The sequence below is a fragment of the Trinickia sp. EG282A genome (genome assembly GCF_040965455.1).
Classification (GTDB): Bacteria; Pseudomonadota; Gammaproteobacteria; order Burkholderiales; family Burkholderiaceae; genus Trinickia; species Trinickia symbiotica.
On sequence record NZ_JBFRCC010000001.1, the window covers coordinates 144338 to 160090 of the forward strand.

The 15753-nt window shown below is 64.1% G+C and carries 19 protein-coding genes and 1 other RNA gene; 12 read left to right on the forward strand and 8 right to left on the reverse strand.

Translation table 11 applies throughout. The features are described from left to right. Positions 1-66 precede the first annotated feature (66 nt). Genes AB4Y31_RS00690 through AB4Y31_RS00700 form a run of 3 tightly spaced genes read left to right on the forward strand, consistent with a single transcriptional unit; the run spans position 67 to position 2206 of the window. The gene (locus AB4Y31_RS00690; protein WP_368672274.1) at positions 67-807 is read left to right on the forward strand and encodes an amino acid ABC transporter permease; all 741 of its coding nucleotides are present in this window, start codon (positions 67-69) and stop codon (positions 805-807) included. After that, positions 807-1484 carry a glutamate/aspartate ABC transporter permease GltK gene (gene gltK, locus AB4Y31_RS00695; RefSeq protein ID WP_368672275.1) on the forward strand — a complete coding sequence of 226 codons (678 nt, stop codon included), beginning with the start codon at positions 807-809 and terminating at the stop codon, positions 1482-1484. Before AB4Y31_RS00690 ends, gltK begins: the two co-directional genes overlap by 1 nt. Next, positions 1481-2206, forward strand: coding sequence for an amino acid ABC transporter ATP-binding protein (locus AB4Y31_RS00700; protein ID WP_018439923.1), 726 nt, complete (start codon positions 1481-1483; stop codon positions 2204-2206). Before gltK ends, AB4Y31_RS00700 begins: the two co-directional genes overlap by 4 nt. Positions 2207-2240: 34 nt before the next feature. Here the strand turns inward: AB4Y31_RS00700 and AB4Y31_RS00705 are convergent, their stop codons facing one another. Together AB4Y31_RS00705 and AB4Y31_RS00710 are read right to left on the reverse strand one after the other, a co-directional pair. Continuing rightward, the gene (locus AB4Y31_RS00705) at positions 2241-3158 is read right to left on the reverse strand and encodes a class II glutamine amidotransferase (protein WP_368672276.1); all 918 of its coding nucleotides are present in this window, start codon (positions 3156-3158) and stop codon (positions 2241-2243) included. 49 nt (positions 3159-3207) lie between these two features. Then, positions 3208-3393, reverse strand: coding sequence for a hypothetical protein (locus tag AB4Y31_RS00710; protein ID WP_104489596.1), 186 nt, complete (start codon positions 3391-3393; stop codon positions 3208-3210). Between AB4Y31_RS00710 and pyrC the strand changes: the two genes are divergently transcribed. The 3 genes from pyrC to rnpB all read left to right on the forward strand — a co-directional run bounded on the left by pyrC (position 3392) and on the right by rnpB (position 5873). Then, positions 3392-4480 carry a dihydroorotase gene (gene pyrC, locus AB4Y31_RS00715; RefSeq protein WP_368672277.1) on the forward strand — a complete coding sequence of 363 codons (1089 nt, stop codon included), beginning with the start codon at positions 3392-3394 and terminating at the stop codon, positions 4478-4480. The two genes, AB4Y31_RS00710 and pyrC, sit on opposite strands and share 2 nt — an antisense overlap. A 32-nt stretch (positions 4481-4512) precedes the next feature. Beyond that, the gene (locus tag AB4Y31_RS00720) at positions 4513-5355 is read left to right on the forward strand and encodes a DUF3025 domain-containing protein (protein ID WP_368672278.1); all 843 of its coding nucleotides are present in this window, start codon (positions 4513-4515) and stop codon (positions 5353-5355) included. Positions 5356-5445: 90 nt separating this feature from the next. Beyond that, an RNA gene (gene rnpB / locus AB4Y31_RS00725) (RNase P RNA component class A) lies at positions 5446-5873 on the forward strand. 57 nt (positions 5874-5930) lie between these two features. Here the strand turns inward: rnpB and AB4Y31_RS00730 are convergent. Continuing rightward, a complete protein-coding gene (locus tag AB4Y31_RS00730; protein WP_368672279.1) occupies positions 5931-6353 on the reverse strand; it encodes an OsmC family protein in 423 nt (140 codons plus the stop codon). A gap of 537 nt (positions 6354-6890) precedes the next feature. Between AB4Y31_RS00730 and rplM the strand changes: the two genes are divergently transcribed. From rplM to erpA, 3 genes are all read left to right on the forward strand, one after another. Then, a complete protein-coding gene (gene rplM / locus AB4Y31_RS00735; RefSeq protein ID WP_020566108.1) occupies positions 6891-7319 on the forward strand; it encodes a 50S ribosomal protein L13 in 429 nt (142 codons plus the stop codon). Between the two features lie 11 nt (positions 7320-7330). Further along, positions 7331-7723: a 30S ribosomal protein S9 gene (rpsI, locus tag AB4Y31_RS00740; RefSeq protein ID WP_107150299.1), complete on the forward strand. Its 393-nt coding sequence runs from the start codon at positions 7331-7333 to the stop codon at positions 7721-7723. A 195-nt stretch (positions 7724-7918) separates the two neighbouring features. Then, a complete protein-coding gene (erpA, locus tag AB4Y31_RS00745) occupies positions 7919-8284 on the forward strand; it encodes an iron-sulfur cluster insertion protein ErpA (RefSeq protein WP_018439931.1) in 366 nt (121 codons plus the stop codon). Positions 8285-8407: 123 nt separating this feature from the next. On the opposite strand, the gene AB4Y31_RS00750 is transcribed toward erpA, so the two are convergent. Then, a complete protein-coding gene (locus AB4Y31_RS00750) occupies positions 8408-9607 on the reverse strand; it encodes an anhydro-N-acetylmuramic acid kinase (protein ID WP_368672280.1) in 1200 nt (399 codons plus the stop codon). 107 nt (positions 9608-9714) lie between these two features. Between AB4Y31_RS00750 and tyrS the strand changes: the two genes are divergently transcribed. From tyrS to AB4Y31_RS00765, 3 genes are read left to right on the forward strand one after another with little or no spacing between them, the layout of a single operon-like run. Next, a complete protein-coding gene (gene tyrS / locus AB4Y31_RS00755) occupies positions 9715-10962 on the forward strand; it encodes a tyrosine--tRNA ligase (protein ID WP_368672281.1) in 1248 nt (415 codons plus the stop codon). A 13-nt stretch (positions 10963-10975) separates the two neighbouring features. Then, on the forward strand, positions 10976-11434 hold the full coding sequence (gene dtd / locus AB4Y31_RS00760) for a D-aminoacyl-tRNA deacylase (protein WP_368672282.1): 459 nt from the start codon (positions 10976-10978) through the stop codon (positions 11432-11434). 23 nt (positions 11435-11457) lie between these two features. Beyond that, positions 11458-12207 (forward strand): histidine phosphatase family protein, encoded by a 750-nt coding sequence (locus tag AB4Y31_RS00765; RefSeq protein WP_368672283.1) that lies wholly within the window; start codon positions 11458-11460, stop codon positions 12205-12207. Between the two features lie 8 nt (positions 12208-12215). On the opposite strand, the gene AB4Y31_RS00770 is transcribed toward AB4Y31_RS00765, so the two are convergent. From AB4Y31_RS00770 to ruvC, 4 genes are all read right to left on the reverse strand, one after another. Next, positions 12216-13154 carry an oxygenase MpaB family protein gene (locus tag AB4Y31_RS00770; RefSeq protein ID WP_368672284.1) on the reverse strand — a complete coding sequence of 313 codons (939 nt, stop codon included), beginning with the start codon at positions 13152-13154 and terminating at the stop codon, positions 12216-12218. Between the two features lie 69 nt (positions 13155-13223). Next, positions 13224-14297: a Holliday junction branch migration DNA helicase RuvB gene (gene ruvB, locus AB4Y31_RS00775; protein ID WP_026229532.1), complete on the reverse strand. Its 1074-nt coding sequence runs from the start codon at positions 14295-14297 to the stop codon at positions 13224-13226. A 96-nt stretch (positions 14298-14393) separates the two neighbouring features. Continuing rightward, complete coding sequence (ruvA, locus tag AB4Y31_RS00780) at positions 14394-14975, reverse strand: Holliday junction branch migration protein RuvA (RefSeq protein WP_368672285.1); 582 nt, start codon at positions 14973-14975, stop codon at positions 14394-14396. A 172-nt stretch (positions 14976-15147) separates the two neighbouring features. Continuing rightward, on the reverse strand, positions 15148-15690 hold the full coding sequence (ruvC, locus tag AB4Y31_RS00785) for a crossover junction endodeoxyribonuclease RuvC (RefSeq protein WP_107150305.1): 543 nt from the start codon (positions 15688-15690) through the stop codon (positions 15148-15150). Positions 15691-15753 lie beyond the last annotated feature (63 nt).

Genomic DNA, 15753 nt, shown 5'->3' on the forward strand with positions numbered 1-15753 from the left:
TTGAAAGATTGAATCGGACGGAAGGAGCGCAGCGCTTCTTCCGTTCTTTTCGTTGGAGTCTCTGACATGTCGTATCACTGGAATTGGGCCGTCCTGGTGCAGCCCGTCTCCACCGGCGAGCCCACGACATACCTGGGCTGGCTGCTTTCGGGCATGTGGATGACGGTATCGGTCTCGCTTTGCGCGTGGGTGATCGCGCTCATCGTCGGATCGTTCTTCGGCGTGTTGCGCACGACGCCGAGCCGCCTTCTGACCGGTATCGGCACCGTCTATGTCTCGGTGTTCCGCAACATTCCGCTCATCGTGCAGTTCTTCGTCTGGTACTTCGTCGTGCCGGAACTGCTCCCTGTATCGATCGGCACCGCGTTCAAGCAATTGCCGCCCGGCGTGCAGTTCTTCACGTCGTCGGTGGTCTGCCTCGGCCTCTTCACGGCCGCGCGCGTTTGCGAGCAAGTGCGCTCGGGCATCGAGGCATTGCCGCGCGGACAGCGCGCCGCCGGCCTCGCGCTCGGCTTCACGCAGTGGCAGACCTATCGGCACGTGCTGCTGCCCGTTGCCTACCGCATCATCGTGCCGCCGCTCACGTCCGAGTTTCTCAACATCTTCAAGAACTCGGCCGTCGCCTCGACGATCGGCCTGCTCGAACTCTCCGCGCAGGCACGGCAACTCGTCGACTATACGGCGCAGGCCTACGAATCGTTCATCGCCGTGACGGTTGCCTACCTGATCATCAATCTCGTCGTGATGGCGTTCATGCGCTGGGTCGAGAGCAAAACACGTCTGCCCGGCTATATCGGAGGCAAGTGATGCACCAATTCGATTGGACGAGTATTCCCGGCGCATTGCCGGCGCTCGCGTCGGGCGCTGTCGTCACGCTCGAAATCACGGTGATCGCGATCGTCGTGGGCATCGTCTGGGGGACGATGCTCGCGCTGATGCGTCTTTCCGGCATCGGTCCCCTCGCGTGGTTCGCGCAGGGCTATGTCACGACTTTCCGCTCGATCCCGCTCGTCATGGTGCTGTTGTGGTTCTTCCTGATCGTGCCGCAACTGCTACAGAACGTGCTCGGGCTGTCGCCGAACATCGACATTCGCCTGGCCTCGGCGATGGTCGCTTTTTCGCTCTTCGAGGCAGCCTATTACTCGGAGATCATTCGCGCGGGGATTCAGTCGGTATCGCGCGGGCAGGTCAACGCATCGTTCGCCCTCGGCATGACGTACTGGCAATCGATGCGCTACATCATCCTGCCGCAGGCGTTTCGCGCGATGGTTCCGCTGCTGTTGACGCAGGCCATCGTGCTGTTTCAGGACACGTCGCTCGTCTATGTGATCAGCCTCGCGGATTTCTTTCGCACGGCCACGAATATCGGCGATCGGGACGGCACCATGGTCGAGATGATACTGTTTGCGGGCGCCTGCTATTTTGTCGTGTGCGCGGTTGCCTCCGGCGTGGTCAAAGGGCTTCGGAAAAAGGTTGCAAGATGATTTCACTCAAGAACGTATCGAAGTGGTATGGGCAGTTCCAGGTGCTGACGGATTGCACGACAGAGGTCAACAAAGGTGAAGTCGTCGTCGTCTGCGGACCGTCCGGCTCGGGGAAGTCGACGCTCATCAAGACCGTGAACGGCCTCGAGCCGTTTCAGCAGGGCGATATCGTCGTCAACGGACAGTCGCTGAAGGACAGGAGCACGAACCTGTCGAAGCTGCGTGCGAAGGTCGGGATGGTGTTTCAGCACTTCGAGCTCTTTCCGCATCTGACGATCACCGAGAACCTGACGCTCGCGCAGCAGAAAGTGCTCGGCCGGTCGAAAGACGAAGCGACGACCAAGGGAATGAAGCTGCTCGATCGCGTCGGCTTGCGCGCTCATGCGGACAAGTACCCGGGTCAACTTTCGGGCGGCCAGCAGCAGCGCGTCGCCATTGCGCGGGCCCTCTCGATGGATCCGGTCGCGATGCTGTTCGACGAGCCGACTTCAGCGCTCGATCCGGAGATGATCAACGAAGTGCTCGACGTGATGGTTGAACTCGCGAAGGAAGGCATGACGATGATGGTCGTCACGCACGAGATGGGCTTTGCGAAGAAAGTCGCGCACCGCGTGATCTTCATGGACCGCGGCGTCATCGTGGAGGATGATCAGAAAGATGCGTTCTTCGCCAATCCAAAATCGGATCGCGCGAAAGACTTCCTCGCGAAGATCCTGCACTGACGTCTAACCATACTGGTTCGCGGCGTAGGCCGAATCACGATTCGAAGGCCGCGACGTCATCCGCTTCAGCGGCAAGATCTCCGGTCGCATCCGCCTTTGCCTTGCGCATCGAGGCCGAAGCGGTTTCGTCGCAGGCAGGGTTGCGCGCCTTCTCGAGCACGTGTGCCGGCACCGGGATATGCGTGCGCGCGGCGACGTCGCCGTCCTGGAACATCAGCAGATCGCCGGGCTCGAAGGCCGTCCAGACCTCGTCGTCGGTGAGCGGCTGCGTCGCGATGACGGCCACTCGATCTTCAGGCGTCGTGTACTGCGCGAAGTCGATCGACATGTCCGCGTCGATCAGATGCGCGGTCGAGAACGGCCAGCGTCGCACAAGATAGTGCAAATGCGTCGAGCAATGCGCGAAGAGCGCCTGCCCGTTCGACATGAGGAAGTTGAAGACGCCGTAATTCGTGACGTCGCGCGTGAGTTCGGCGACCGCCGCGAAAAGATCGTGCAGCGGCGGCTGCGCGCAAGGGAACGCCTTCCGCAGGCCTTGCATGATCGCGCAGAACGCGAGCTCGCTATCGGTGGTGCCGACCGGCTGGCAAATGCCCGAGAGCGTCGGCCGGTAGTCCTTCAGGTCGCCGTTGTGGGCGAAGATCCAGTGCCGCCCCCACAGTTCGCGCATGAACGGATGGCAGTTCTCGAGCAGGATGTGACCTTGCGTCGCCTTGCGAATGTGCGCAATCGTGTTCTTCGACTTGATCGGATAACGCTTGACCATCTCGGCGATCGGCGAGGTGGCCGACGATTGATGATCGATGAAGAGCCTGCAGGCTTTGTCTTCGAAGAAGGCGATGCCCCATCCGTCGGCGTGGTGATCGGTGACGCCGCCCCGCGCCGCGAAGCCGGTGAAGGAGAACGTGACGTCCGTCGGCGCGGCGCAGTTCATTCCGAGGAGTTGGCACATGGTGCTGAGGGGTGCGGGCCGCGACGGGGCTAACCCTTCGCCGAACCCGCTACAATATGTTTTTTGAAGCATATACCGAGCCGCTGACCGAAAAAAGCGAAATCAGCATGCACGGCCCGATGGGCGTTGCGGTTTTTCCACGACCCGTCCCGGCATTTTTTGCATAAACCGCGCGTCGCTTCGCTGCCGGGCTTCGGCGCGAGAAGCCGGTTCTCTCTTCTTCGATCGTCGCCATGACCGTTTCCCCTTCGTCCCAGACCGCCGCTGCAAGCGGCGGCCGTCCGTCGATGCTCACGCTTGCGCGTCCCGACGACTGGCATCTTCATTTGCGCGACGGTGCGATGCTCGCGGCCGTCCTGCCGCATACGGCGCGCCAGTTCGGCCGCGCGATCGTCATGCCCAACCTTAAGCCGCCCGTCACGACGACCGAGGCGGCGCGCGCCTACCGCGAGCGGATCCTGGCCGCGTTGCCCGCGGGCATGGCCTTCGAGCCGTTGATGACGCTTTACCTGACGGACAACACCGCGCCCGACGAGATCCAGCGCGCGCGAGAGAGCGGCTTCGTGCACGGGGTGAAGCTCTATCCGGCCGGGGCGACGACGAATTCGGACGCCGGCGTCACCGATCTTCGCCACTGCGCGAAGACGCTGGAGGCGATGCAGGAAGCGGGCATGCCGTTGCTGATTCACGGCGAAGTGACGGACCCGTCCGTCGATCTGTTCGATCGCGAGAAAGTCTTCATCGATCGCGTCATGGAGCCTCTGCGGCGCGATTTCCCGGCGCTCAAAGTCGTGTTCGAGCACATCACGACGAAAGACGCGGCCGACTATGTTCGCGACGCCGGCGCGCCGCCGGGGCGGCTCGGCGCGACGATCACGGCCCATCATCTGCTCTATAACCGCAACGCGATCTTCCAGGGCGGCATTCGGCCGCACTACTATTGCCTGCCGGTGCTGAAGCGCGAGACGCATCGTGTGGCGCTCGTCGCGGCGGCTACCTCGGGCGATCCGCGCTTCTTCCTCGGCACGGACAGCGCACCGCATCCGAAGGGGCTCAAGGAGCATGCATGCGGCTGCGCAGGCTGCTACACCGCGCTCCATGCGCTCGAGCTCTATGCGGAAGCGTTCGACCAGGCCGGCGCGCTCGACAAGCTCGAAGGCTTCGCGAGCTTTTTTGGCGCGGACTTCTACGGCCTGCCGCGCAGCACCGTGAAGGTGACGCTCGTGCGCGAGCCGTGGACGCTGCCGGCCGCGATCGAGGCCGGTGAATCCTCGGTCGTACCGCTGCGCGGCGGGGAAGAAATCGGCTGGCGGCTCGCTTGACCGTGCTGATCGTTTAGCCGGCCGATACGAACGTGAGCGCGGGATTCGTCGACTTCGATCGCATCGACTGGTCCACAGCCTGGTTCTCGCCTTTTGCCGAGCGCGGCAAGCGCTGGCAACGCGTGGCACTCGAGCACCCCGACGATTACCTCGACGAACTGCGGCGCGATGCGCGCGCGAGCGCGCAGACAACGGGCCGCGGCGCGCCGCTGACGTTCATCGCGCAGGCGGAGCTGCCCGCCGGTACCGCCTACGAGGCGCACATCGCGGCGACGGGCGGTGTGCCGACCCGGGAGAACCTGCACGATTTTTTCAACGCCCTGGTCTGGTTCAGCTATCCGCGCGTGAAGGCCGTTCTCAACGCCAGACAGGCGCGGGCCATCGCGCGCGACGGGATCGGCGGCTCTCGGGGAGCCGAGCGCGATGCGCTGACGCTCTTCGACGAAAACGCCGTCGTTTTCGTCGCGTGCGATCCGGCCCTGAGTCGCGCGCTCGTCGAATTCGATTGGCGGCGTCTCTTTGTCACGGAGCGCGCCGCCTGGGGGCGGCGTTGTCTGGTTCGGCCGTTCGGACATGCGTTGCTCGAAAAGCTGATCGAGCCCTACAAGGCCTGCACCGGGCACGCCTGGATCGTCGACGCGCCGCCCGAATTCTTCGACTGGGCCGCCACACGGCAAACGACATGGCTCGATGAGACCATCGCCGCAGCGCTTGCCGCGGCACCGCTGAGGAGCCGCCTGTTTGCCCCGCTGCCTGTTCTCGGCATTCCGGGCTGGTGGCCGACCAACCGCGATCCTGCTTTTTACGACGACGAGCGCGTGTTTCGAAGGGGCCGCCGAGTCGGGGCGGCCGAGTTGCGCACGCCGCTTCGTTGACGGCACGGCGCCCTTGTGGAAGAGGGGCGCGCTGTAGCGCCAGCGCCCGTAAGCATGCACGTGCGTGGCTGTTGCTATACTTGCATTTGCAAAGCAGGCCAGGCAGTCGCGGCCTCCTGATGTCGGGCTTCGGCCCTGACGGTGGGAGGGCGAGGAAAGTCCGGACTCCACAGGGCAGGGTGATGGCTAACGGCCATCCGTGGCGACACGCGGAACAGGGCAACAGAAAGCAGACCGCCGATGGCCCGGCGCAAGCCGGGATCAGGCAAGGGTGAAACGGTGCGGTAAGAGCGCACCGCGGCTGCGGCGACGCAGTCCGGCACGGCAACCTCCACCCGGAGCAATTCCAAGTAGGCAGGCACGCATCTTCGGATGCAGGGCGGGGCCCCCGTCGCGCCTGCGGGTAGGAAGCTCGAGCGCGTCAGCAATGGCGCGCCTAGAGGAATGGCTGCCACGCGCGCGGCGCCCATTGCGGCGTTGCGCGTGCACAGAATCCGGCTTACCGGCCCGCTTTGCCGATCATGGAAGAGCCGGCGTCGTTCTCGGCGCCGGCTTTTTTCTTGATGACGCGCGCTTCAGTGCTCGACGATATCGAACGAATGCGAAAGCTCGGCCGTCTTCGCGAGCATGATCGAAGCCGAGCAGTACTTGTCGTGCGAGAGGTTGATGGCGCGCTCGACCGTCGCAGGATTCAGATTCTTGCCTGTGACGGTGAAATGGAAGTGGATCTTCGTAAACACCTTCGGATCCTCGCTCGCGCGCTCTGCCTTCAACGTGACGGAGCAGCCCGCGATCTCCTGCCGGCTTTTCTTGAGGATCATCACGACGTCGTAGGCAGTACAGCCGCCCGTGCCGAGCAGCACCATCTCCATCGGCCGCGGCGCAAGATTGCGGCCACCGCCTTCGGGCGCTCCATCCATCATGGCGAGATGGCCACTGCCGGTCTCGGCGGCGAACGCCATGCCGTCAGGCCCCATCCAGCTCACTTTGCATTCCATGTCGAAGCTCCCGCGCGGTTGATCAGTTCAAACGCCATTCTACCGCGCTGCCGGGCGCTCGCTGCAGTGCAGCGAACCCCGCCCGGGCGTCCGGTTGTCTCGAGCCCCTTTCCGCGATCGCGCCTATGCTTATTCCACATTATGAATTTCGATTTCGCAATGCAAATTTTCTTGCGCGTTCGCCAACCCGTCTGTACAATGCAATTCATTGGTTGTCGACGTTGGCAACCTCCGCATGTCTCCTCCACCCTCCTCCTTAGGTGGATTAAGCCCGAACCGAGAGTTCGGGCTTTTTTTTGACTCTGCTTGACGAATTCCTTTATAATTCAGGGCTTTTCCGCATCCATGCCCGCGGAAGAAGAACAGGGAGAGCCTGCAGCAAGAGCCTTTGGGGGTTTTCGGCACCGAAAACGATCCAGCGGCCGGCAGCGCGCCGGAGCGGGCCGACGAAGTCGAGAGACGACGAAGGCCGGGTACCGTCAGCGCCGCGAACAAGCAGGAACAACATGAAGGGCAGGGCAATTTTTGGGATCGATCATGAAGACATTTTCCGCCAAAGCCCATGAGGTGACGCGCGAATGGTACGTGATTGACGCGACGGATAAGGTTCTCGGCCGTGTCGCCAGCGAAGTGGCACGCCGTCTTCGCGGCAAGCACAAGCCTGAGTTCACCCCGCACGTCGATACGGGTGATTTCATCATCGTCATCAACGCCGGCAAGCTCAAGGTTACCGGCAACAAGACGACGGACAAGAAGTACTACCGCCATTCGGGCTACCCGGGCGGCATCTACGAAACGACGTTCGGCAAGATGCAGGAGCGTTTCCCGGGCCGCGCGCTCGAGAAGGCCGTGAAGGGCATGCTGCCTAAGGGGCCGCTCGGCTACGCGATGATCAAGAAGCTGAAGGTTTACGCCGAAGCCACGCATCCGCATACGGCTCAGCAGCCGAAAGCGCTCGAGATCTAAGGGGAGCCCACATGATCGGTAACTGGAACTATGGCACGGGCCGTCGCAAGAGCGCTGTCGCCCGTGTGTTCATCAAGGCGGGCAAGGGCGAGATCGTCGTCAACGGCAAGCCCATCGCCGACTACTTCTCGCGCGAAACGTCGCTGATGATCGTGCGTCAGCCGCTCGAGCTCACGAACCACGCCACGACGTTCGACATCAAGGTCAACGTCACGGGTGGCGGCGAGACGGGTCAGGCAGGCGCAGTTCGTCACGGCATCACGCGTGCGCTGATGGACTACGACGCCACGCTGAAGCCGGCGCTGTCGAACGCCGGCTTCGTGACGCGCGATGCACGTGAAGTCGAGCGGAAGAAGGTCGGTTTCCACAAGGCACGTCGTCGCAAGCAGTTCTCGAAGCGTTAAGCGCTTCGCTGCGCACGCACCGCGGGAGCGGAATGGCGTTGCGAAAGGCGGCACGAAGAGCCGCCGATGCCCGAGTCACGGGTGTCGGCGGCTTTTTCGTTGCGTGGCGCAGATGCACCTATTGCATTCAAGGCTTTCAGCACGATATTCCTAAGCGACTTACAATGGCGCTAGAAGCTTTTTTGGAGAGTTCGAATGAACGCCGTCACCGATACCCCCGTGACCGAAATGCCGGCCCCGTTCGTCTTCACGGACGCGGCGGCTGACAAGGTGAAACAACTGATCGACGAAGAGGGCAATCCCGACCTCAAACTGCGCGTTTTCGTGCAGGGTGGCGGCTGCTCGGGTTTTCAGTACGGTTTCACGTTCGACGAAACGATCAACGAAGACGACACCGTCATGGTGAAAGGCGGCGTGCAGTTGTTGATCGATTCGATGAGCTATCAATACCTCGTCGGCGCCGAGATCGACTACAAGGACGATCTCAACGGCGCGCAATTCGTCATCAAGAACCCGAACGCGTCGACCACCTGCGGCTGCGGATCGTCGTTCTCGGTCTGAGTCGGCGCCAGCGTCGACAATCGTTGTTGGGCCGCCGCAGCGCTCGCTGTCGCGGCACTTTAACGGAGCTCCGGCCCCGTTTGCCATATCTGGCCGCTTCGAGCGGCCGCGTGTCGTTGCGCTTCAGCGCGGATAGATAGCGCCCAGAATCCGCTCACCGGCAGCGCCCGTGACAGCGGGCAGATTGCCGGGCGTGCGTTCCACGCACCGCATGGCGAGCCAGGCGAATGCGAGCGATTCCACGTGATGGGGCGGCACGCCGAGCGCATCGGTCGTCCTGACGGGTACGCCATTGACGCCGCTCGCGGCGAGCGCCGCGTCGATCGCCTTCAACAACTGAGGATTGCGCGCCCCGCCGCCGCAAACGTAGACGGCGCGGCAATCCGACGCGTGCCGCTCGATCTCGCGCGCGATCGTGACGCCCGTAAGCGCCGCGAGCGTCGCCTGAACGTCGGCTGGCTTCAGCTCGGCATCGCTGAAGGCGGCGAGCTTGGCGTCGAGCCACGCGGCGTTGAAGAGGTCGCGGCCGGTGCTCTTCGGCGGCGCCTGCTCGAAAAACGGCTCGTCGAGCAACGCATTGAGCAGCGGCTGATGCACGGTGCCGCTCGCGCCGAAGCGCCCGCCCTCGTCGTAAGGCATGCCGATATGCCGGAACGCCCATTCGTCGAGCAGGACGTTGGCGGGGCCGCAATCGAAGCCGCGCACGGACGCGCCCACGCCCGCGTCGACGGCGGCGGGCAAGATTGTGATGTTGCTGATACCGCCGAGATTGCAGACGACGCGCGTTTCGTCGCCGGACCCGAAAATTTGCGCGTGGAACGCTGGAACGAGCGGCGCGCCCTGGCCGCCGGCGGCGACGTCGCGGCTGCGGAAGTCGGCGACGACGTCGATATGCGTCATTTCGGCGAGCAGCGCCGGATTATTGATCTGGCGCGTATAGCCCTTTTCCGGGCGGTGACGGACGGTCTGCCCATGCACGCCGATCGCCCGCACACGGGTGGGCCCCACGTTGGCCGAGCGCAGCAGTTCGTGGCAGCAGACCGCGTAGCGCGACGCAAGCGCCGACGAAGCGAGCGCCTCGCGCTCGATCTCGTTCTCGCCCGGCTGCTGCAACGCGAGCAAGGCGCCGCGCAGACCGTCGGCGAAGCTGACGAAGGCATCGGCGAGCACGAGAGGCGGCTTGCCGGCGGAGAATTCGACCGCGATGCCGTCTACGCCGTCGAGACTCGTGCCCGACATTAGCCCGAAATAGATGCCGTCCGAAGTGGGGGGCGTGTTACGTGGCACGCTGGGCTCCTCATAATTTGTTCCGCAGTCCACCATTATCCGCGCAAGCGGGGACCGGGTTAAGCGAGCGATGCGCCGGAAGCGCGGCGAGAATATGGGACAATTAAGGCTTTTGCACCATCCCCGTTTCAAGAATTCCAGAGATGAGCACCGAGTCCACTGCCAAACCCGCGCCGACGTACCCGATCACGGACGAGGTTCGCCATGCGCTCGCCGTCGCAAAGCGCGGCGCCGATGAACTGCTGATCGAAGAGGAGTTCGCCGGCAAGCTTGCGAGGAGCGTCGCGACGGGCAAGCCGTTGCGGATCAAGCTCGGGCTCGATCCGACGGCGCCCGACATCCATATCGGCCACACGGTCGTGCTCAACAAGATGCGGCAGCTCCAGGATCTGGGTCACACCGTGATTTTCCTGATCGGCGATTTCACTTCGCTGATCGGCGATCCGTCCGGTCGCAATGCGACGCGCCCGCCGCTCACGCGCGAGCAGATCGAATCGAACGCGAAGACCTACTTCGAGCAGGCGTCGCTCGTGCTCGACAGGGAGAAGACGGAGATTCGCTACAACAGCGAATGGTCGATGCCGCTCGGCGCGGACGGCATGATCAAGCTAGCCTCTCGCTACACCGTCGCGCGCATCCTCGAGCGCGAAGATTTTACGAAGCGCTTTCAAGGCGGCGTTCCGATCTCGATCCATGAATTCCTCTACCCGCTGATGCAAGGGTACGACTCCGTTGCGCTCAATGCGGATCTCGAGCTCGGCGGCACGGACCAGAAGTTCAACCTGCTCGTCGGACGCGAGCTGCAGAAGCAGTACGGGCAGGAGCAGCAATGCATCCTGACGATGCCGCTGCTCGAAGGGCTCGACGGCGTCGAGAAGATGTCCAAATCGAAGAACAACTACGTCGGCATCAGCGAAAAGCCCGGCGACATGTTCGGCAAGCTGATGAGCATCTCGGACGATCTCATGTGGCGCTATTACGAGCTGCTCTCGTTCCGCAGCCTCGACGAGATCGCGCGCCTCAAGCGCGAAGCCGGGCAAGGGCGCAATCCGCGCGACTTCAAGGTCATGCTCGCGCAGGAAATCGTCGCGCGCTTTCATTCGCAGGCCGATGCCGAACGCGCGCTCGAGGAATTCGACTATCGCGCGAAGGGCGGCGTGCCCGACGATATTCCGTCGGTCCCGCTCACCGGGGCGCCGCTCGGCATTGGTCAACTGCTCAAGCAGGCGGGCCTCGTCCCGTCGACGAGCGAGGCGCTGCGCAACATCGAGCAGAATGGCGTCAAGATTGACGGCGTGACGATCTCCGACAAGGGGCTCAAAGTCGAAGCCGGCGAATACGTCGTGCAGGTCGGCAAGCGCCGCTTCGCTCGCGTCACGCTTTCGGCGTAAAGGCGGCGCGGCGATGATCGCGTTGATTCAGCGTGTCGCGCGCGCCGAGGTGCGCGTGGGCGAGCGCGTGACAGGCCAGATCGGCGCCGGGCTCCTGGCGCTCGTTTGCGCGGAGCGCGGTGACACCGAGGCGCTCGCGGACAAGCTCGTGGCGAAAGTGCTCGGCTATCGAGTCTTCAGCGACGCGGCCGGCAAAATGAATTTGCCCGTCACGAACATCGACGGCGAGGGTCGCGCGGGCGGGCTGTTGCTCGTTTCCCAGTTCACGCTCGCCGCCGATACGGACAGCGGATTGCGGCCGAGCTTCACGCCGGCTGCGCCGCCCGATGAAGGCCGGCGTCTTTTTGATTACTTCGTCGCGGCTGCGCGTGCGCGGCATCCGATCGTCGAAACCGGCGAGTTCGGCGCCGAAATGCAGGTTTCGCTCGTCAACGACGGTCCCGTCACCTTCTGGCTGCATACACGCGGCTGACGAAACAAAGAGGCCCATACGCAATGACGACTCGCGTGCTTTTCATTCGTCACGGCGAAACGACCTGGAATCGCGTCAAGCGGATACAGGGGCATATCGACATTCCGCTCGCGGCGAGCGGTTTGGCGCAAGCCGAGCGGTTGGCCGCGCGGCTTGCATCGCGAATGAACGGCCGGCAGCCGGCGCGGCTGCCGACGCAGTCAGCGTACGAAGCTCGTTCAGCGGGTGCAATCGACGCGCAGCCGCCGCGCTCGGTGCTCGACGCCATTTATTCGAGCGACCTGCAGCGCGCGCAGCAAACGGCGCAGCCGACGGCGAGCGCGCTCGGGCTTCCGCTGCAGTTATGCACGGGATTGCGCGAGCGCGCATACGGTGTCTTCCAGGGTCATGACAGCGGCGAAATTGCGGCACGCTTTCCCGATGCCTACGCGGTCTGGCAAACGCGCGATCCCGGGTTTGCGCCCGACGGAGGCGAGTCGTCGCGCGGGTTCTTTCACCGCGTGCTGCATGCGGTGGCCTCGATCGTCGCCGCGCATCCGGGCGGCCATATTGCCTGCGTGACGCACGGCGGCGTGCTCGACTGCATCTATCGCCATGCGCGCGGGTTATCGCTCGAAGCGCCACGCGACTACCCGCTGCTCAATGCCAGCATCAATACGGTCGACTTCGACCAAGCGGGCCGCGCGTCGATCGTGGCGTGGGCCGATGTCGAACATCTCCACGGCGAAAGCGAGGACGACGGGCTTAGCCCTGCAAGCGCCGCCTCTCGCTGAAAAGCCTCTCAGCCTTGGCTCGCCGCAACGCGGCGACGTGCGCGCTTCGATACGCCGTTGACGAGCGCCCAGCGAATAACGGGGGCGACGGTGCGCACGCCGGGACGCGACAGTCTTCCTTGCAAGCGCGCGAGCGCGGAGAAGCCGATGAGGCGTTGCGCCCAGTCCGGCAGCAGATCGACGGCGGCGCCGAACATCAGAGCCCCGGCCGGCTTCATGAGCGCGCTGCCGGGCGCGGCATGGCGCAGTATTCTCACGACCTCCAAGACGCGTGGTCCAGCTTCGAGCTCGGGCTGCATTGCCGTGAGATAGGCCGCGATCTCATGGCGAGAGCAAGGGACGTCGGTTGCGCCGAGCGATTGCGCGATGCGCGCCATTTCAGCGTAGTAGCGGTCCTGCGCGACAGGGCTGAGCCTCGGGTTGACATAGCGCAGATGCGCGGCGAGAAAGCTCGAGACCTCCGCGACATGGACCCATGTCAGCAGAGCAGGGTCATCGGCGCGATAGGGGCGGCCATCGGGCGCGGTTCCCTTCACGGCTGCGTGGATGCGCTTCACGCGCTCGATTAGCGCGAGCGCGTCGTGGCGGTTGCCGTAGGTCGTGCCCGAGATGAACGTCGCGGTGCGGCGCAATCGGCCGAGCATGTCGGTGCGGAACGTCGAATGATCCCAGACACCGGCGAGCGCAAGCGGATGGAGCGCTTGCAGCATGAGGGCGCTGATGCCGCCGACCATCATGGCCGTGAAATCGGAATGGACCTGCCAGCAAGCGGCGTCGGGACCGAAGAGCCCGGGATCGCCGGGCGGTGACGAATAATCGAGCGATGGGCCGCCGCTGCCCGTCGTCAGATGCGTCACGGCATGCGCGACTCGCTTGCGCAAGTGACCGGCGAGCGCATGCCCGATGCCGGAGTGATCACGAGGCGGGATGCCGGCATGGTCTGACATCGTTTGTCTTCCGTTATCGAGACTGCGTTTCGCTCATCGAGCGCTGCCCGAAAGGGCATGCCGCGGACGCTACGCGGGATCGGCCTCTCCATCATCCCAGAGGCTGCGCACGGGGCTCGATTCCGCGGGCGTGGCCAGGCCGAAGTGGCGATAGGCGGCGAGCGTGGCCACCCGGCCGCGCGGCGTACGCTGGAGGTAGCCTTGCTGGATCAGATACGGTTCGAGCACGTCTTCGATCGTGTCGCGCTCCTCGCCGATCGCGGCGGCCAGGTTGTCGACCCCGACGGGACCTCCGTCGAATTTGTGCAGGATCGCCTCGAGCAGCTTGCGGTCCATCAGGTCGAAGCCGACCGGATCGACATCGAGCATGGCGAGCGCCGCGTCGGCCACGCCTGCCGTGATGTTCCCGTCCGCCTTGACTTCGGCGAAGTCGCGCACCCGCCGCAGCAGCCGGTTCGCGATACGCGGCGTGCCGCGCGAGCGCCGCGCGATTTCGAGGGCGCCGTCACGGTGAATGTTCGCGCCGAGCAGCGCGGCCGAGCGCACGACGATGCGCGAGAGTTCCTCGGCGTTGTAGAACTCGAGGCGCGCGACGATACCGAAGCGGTCGCGCAGCGGATTCGTCAGCATGCCGGCGCGCGTCGTTGCGCCCACGAGCGTGAAGGGCTGCAAGTCGAGCTTGACGCTGCGCGCGGCCGGCCCTTCGCCGATCATGATGTCGATCTGATAGTCCTCGAGCGCCGGATAGAGGATCTCTTCGACGACGGGCGACAGCCGATGGATTTCGTCGATGAACAGGACGTCGTTCGCCTCGAGGTTCGTGAGCAGTGCCGCGAGATCGCCGGCGCGCTCGAGCACGGGCCCCGACGTCTGCCGCAAATTGACGCCCATTTCGCGCGCGATGATGTGTGCGAGCGTCGTCTTGCCGAGGCCCGGCGGGCCGAACAGCAAGACATGGTCGAGTGCTTCGGAGCGGCGCTTGGCCGCCTCGATGAAGATTTCGAGCTGGCCGCGCACCTTTTCCTGGCCGACGTATTCGTCGAGCTGGCGCGGACGAAGCGCGCGCTCGAACGCCTCCTCGTGGGAGGAAGCGGGCGTCGCGGAAATGATGCGCTCGGCGGCGAGCTTGTCGGTTTCGATCATGCCCGTCATTGTACCGCGCGCGCTCGATGCTCAAGCGGCGACGCTTGCCTGTCGGCTGTCGCTTATCGTTGCGACGCGCAATCGTCGAAAGGGCGCTTACGCCTTCGACAACGCCTTCAGCGAAAGCTTGATGCCTTCGGACACACCCGTGCCGGCCGGCACGTTCTTGATGGCCGCGAGCGCTTCCTTCTCGGAGTAGCCGAGCGCGAGCAGCGCGTTCAGGATATCGGTCGCGTGGTCCGACGGCGACACTGCCGCGGCGCTCGCGCCCAGATCGGCGCCGAGCTTGCCTTTCAGCTCGAGCAAGAGCCGCTCGGCCGTTTTCTTGCCGATGCCGGGCACGCGCGTCAAGCGCGCCGCATCCTGCAGCGTCACGGCGTGGGCGAGTTCCGCCACGCTCATGCCCGAGAGCACCGCGAGCGCCATGCGCGCGCCGATCCCGCTAATCTTCAGCAGCTCCCGGAACGTCGTGCGCTCCTGCGCCGTGCCGAAGCCGTAGAGAAGGTGCGCGTCCTCGCGAACGATCAACTGCGTCAGCAGGACGATTCTTTCGCCGGTCGATGGGAGGTTGTAGAAGGTGCTCATCGGCACGTCGACCTCATAGCCGACGCCGTTGCAGTCCACGAGCAAATGAGGGGGATTCTTTTCGAGCAGCGTGCCGGCGATGCGACCGATCATGGCGAATGCGAGTGAGGACGGGAAAGCGCGAGTTTAGCGCAAGGTGCTGCCTGTCGATTTTCCGTGCAGCTTGGTTCCGCGCTGAAAAGGGGCGATTGTGTAGCGGGAAAACGCTGCTAGCCGACTAGCCGACTAGCCGACTAGCCGACTAGCCGACTAGCCGACTAGCCGACTAGCCGACTAGCCGACCCCGCCGCACGCGCAAGCCTTTTTTTGCCAGGGCCGGCGCCATACCACCCAACGTGCCGAGTGCGCTTCCGCCGTGCGCGTGGCAGATCGCCATACCCAGCGCATCTGCCGCGTCAGTGCCTGGCAGTCCAGGCAAATTGAGGAGCCTGCCGACCATCTGCTGCATTTGCTCTTTCGTTGCTCGACCGTAGCCGACGACGGCCTGCTTCAACTGCAGCGCCGTGTACTCGGCGACTGGGACCCCGCCCGCGACGAGGCCGCAGATGGCCGCGCCGCGCGCTTGGCCAAGCAGCAGCGTCGATTGCGGATTGACGTTGACGAAGACTTTCTCGATCGCTGATTGATCGGGCGAGTGTTCCCGGATCAGTGTGGCGATGCCGTCGAAGATAGTGCCGAGCCGCGAGGGGAGGTCGCCGTCTGCAGTGCGGATGACACCGCTCGTGACGTAGGCGAGCCGCTGGCCCGTCTGCTCGATGACGCCGAAGCCGGTTACGCGCAAGCCAGGATCGATGCCGAGGATTCTCATGAAAAGATGGCGGACGAACTGGCTGCGATACTACAACGAACGGCGGCTGCCCGCGAGCAGATT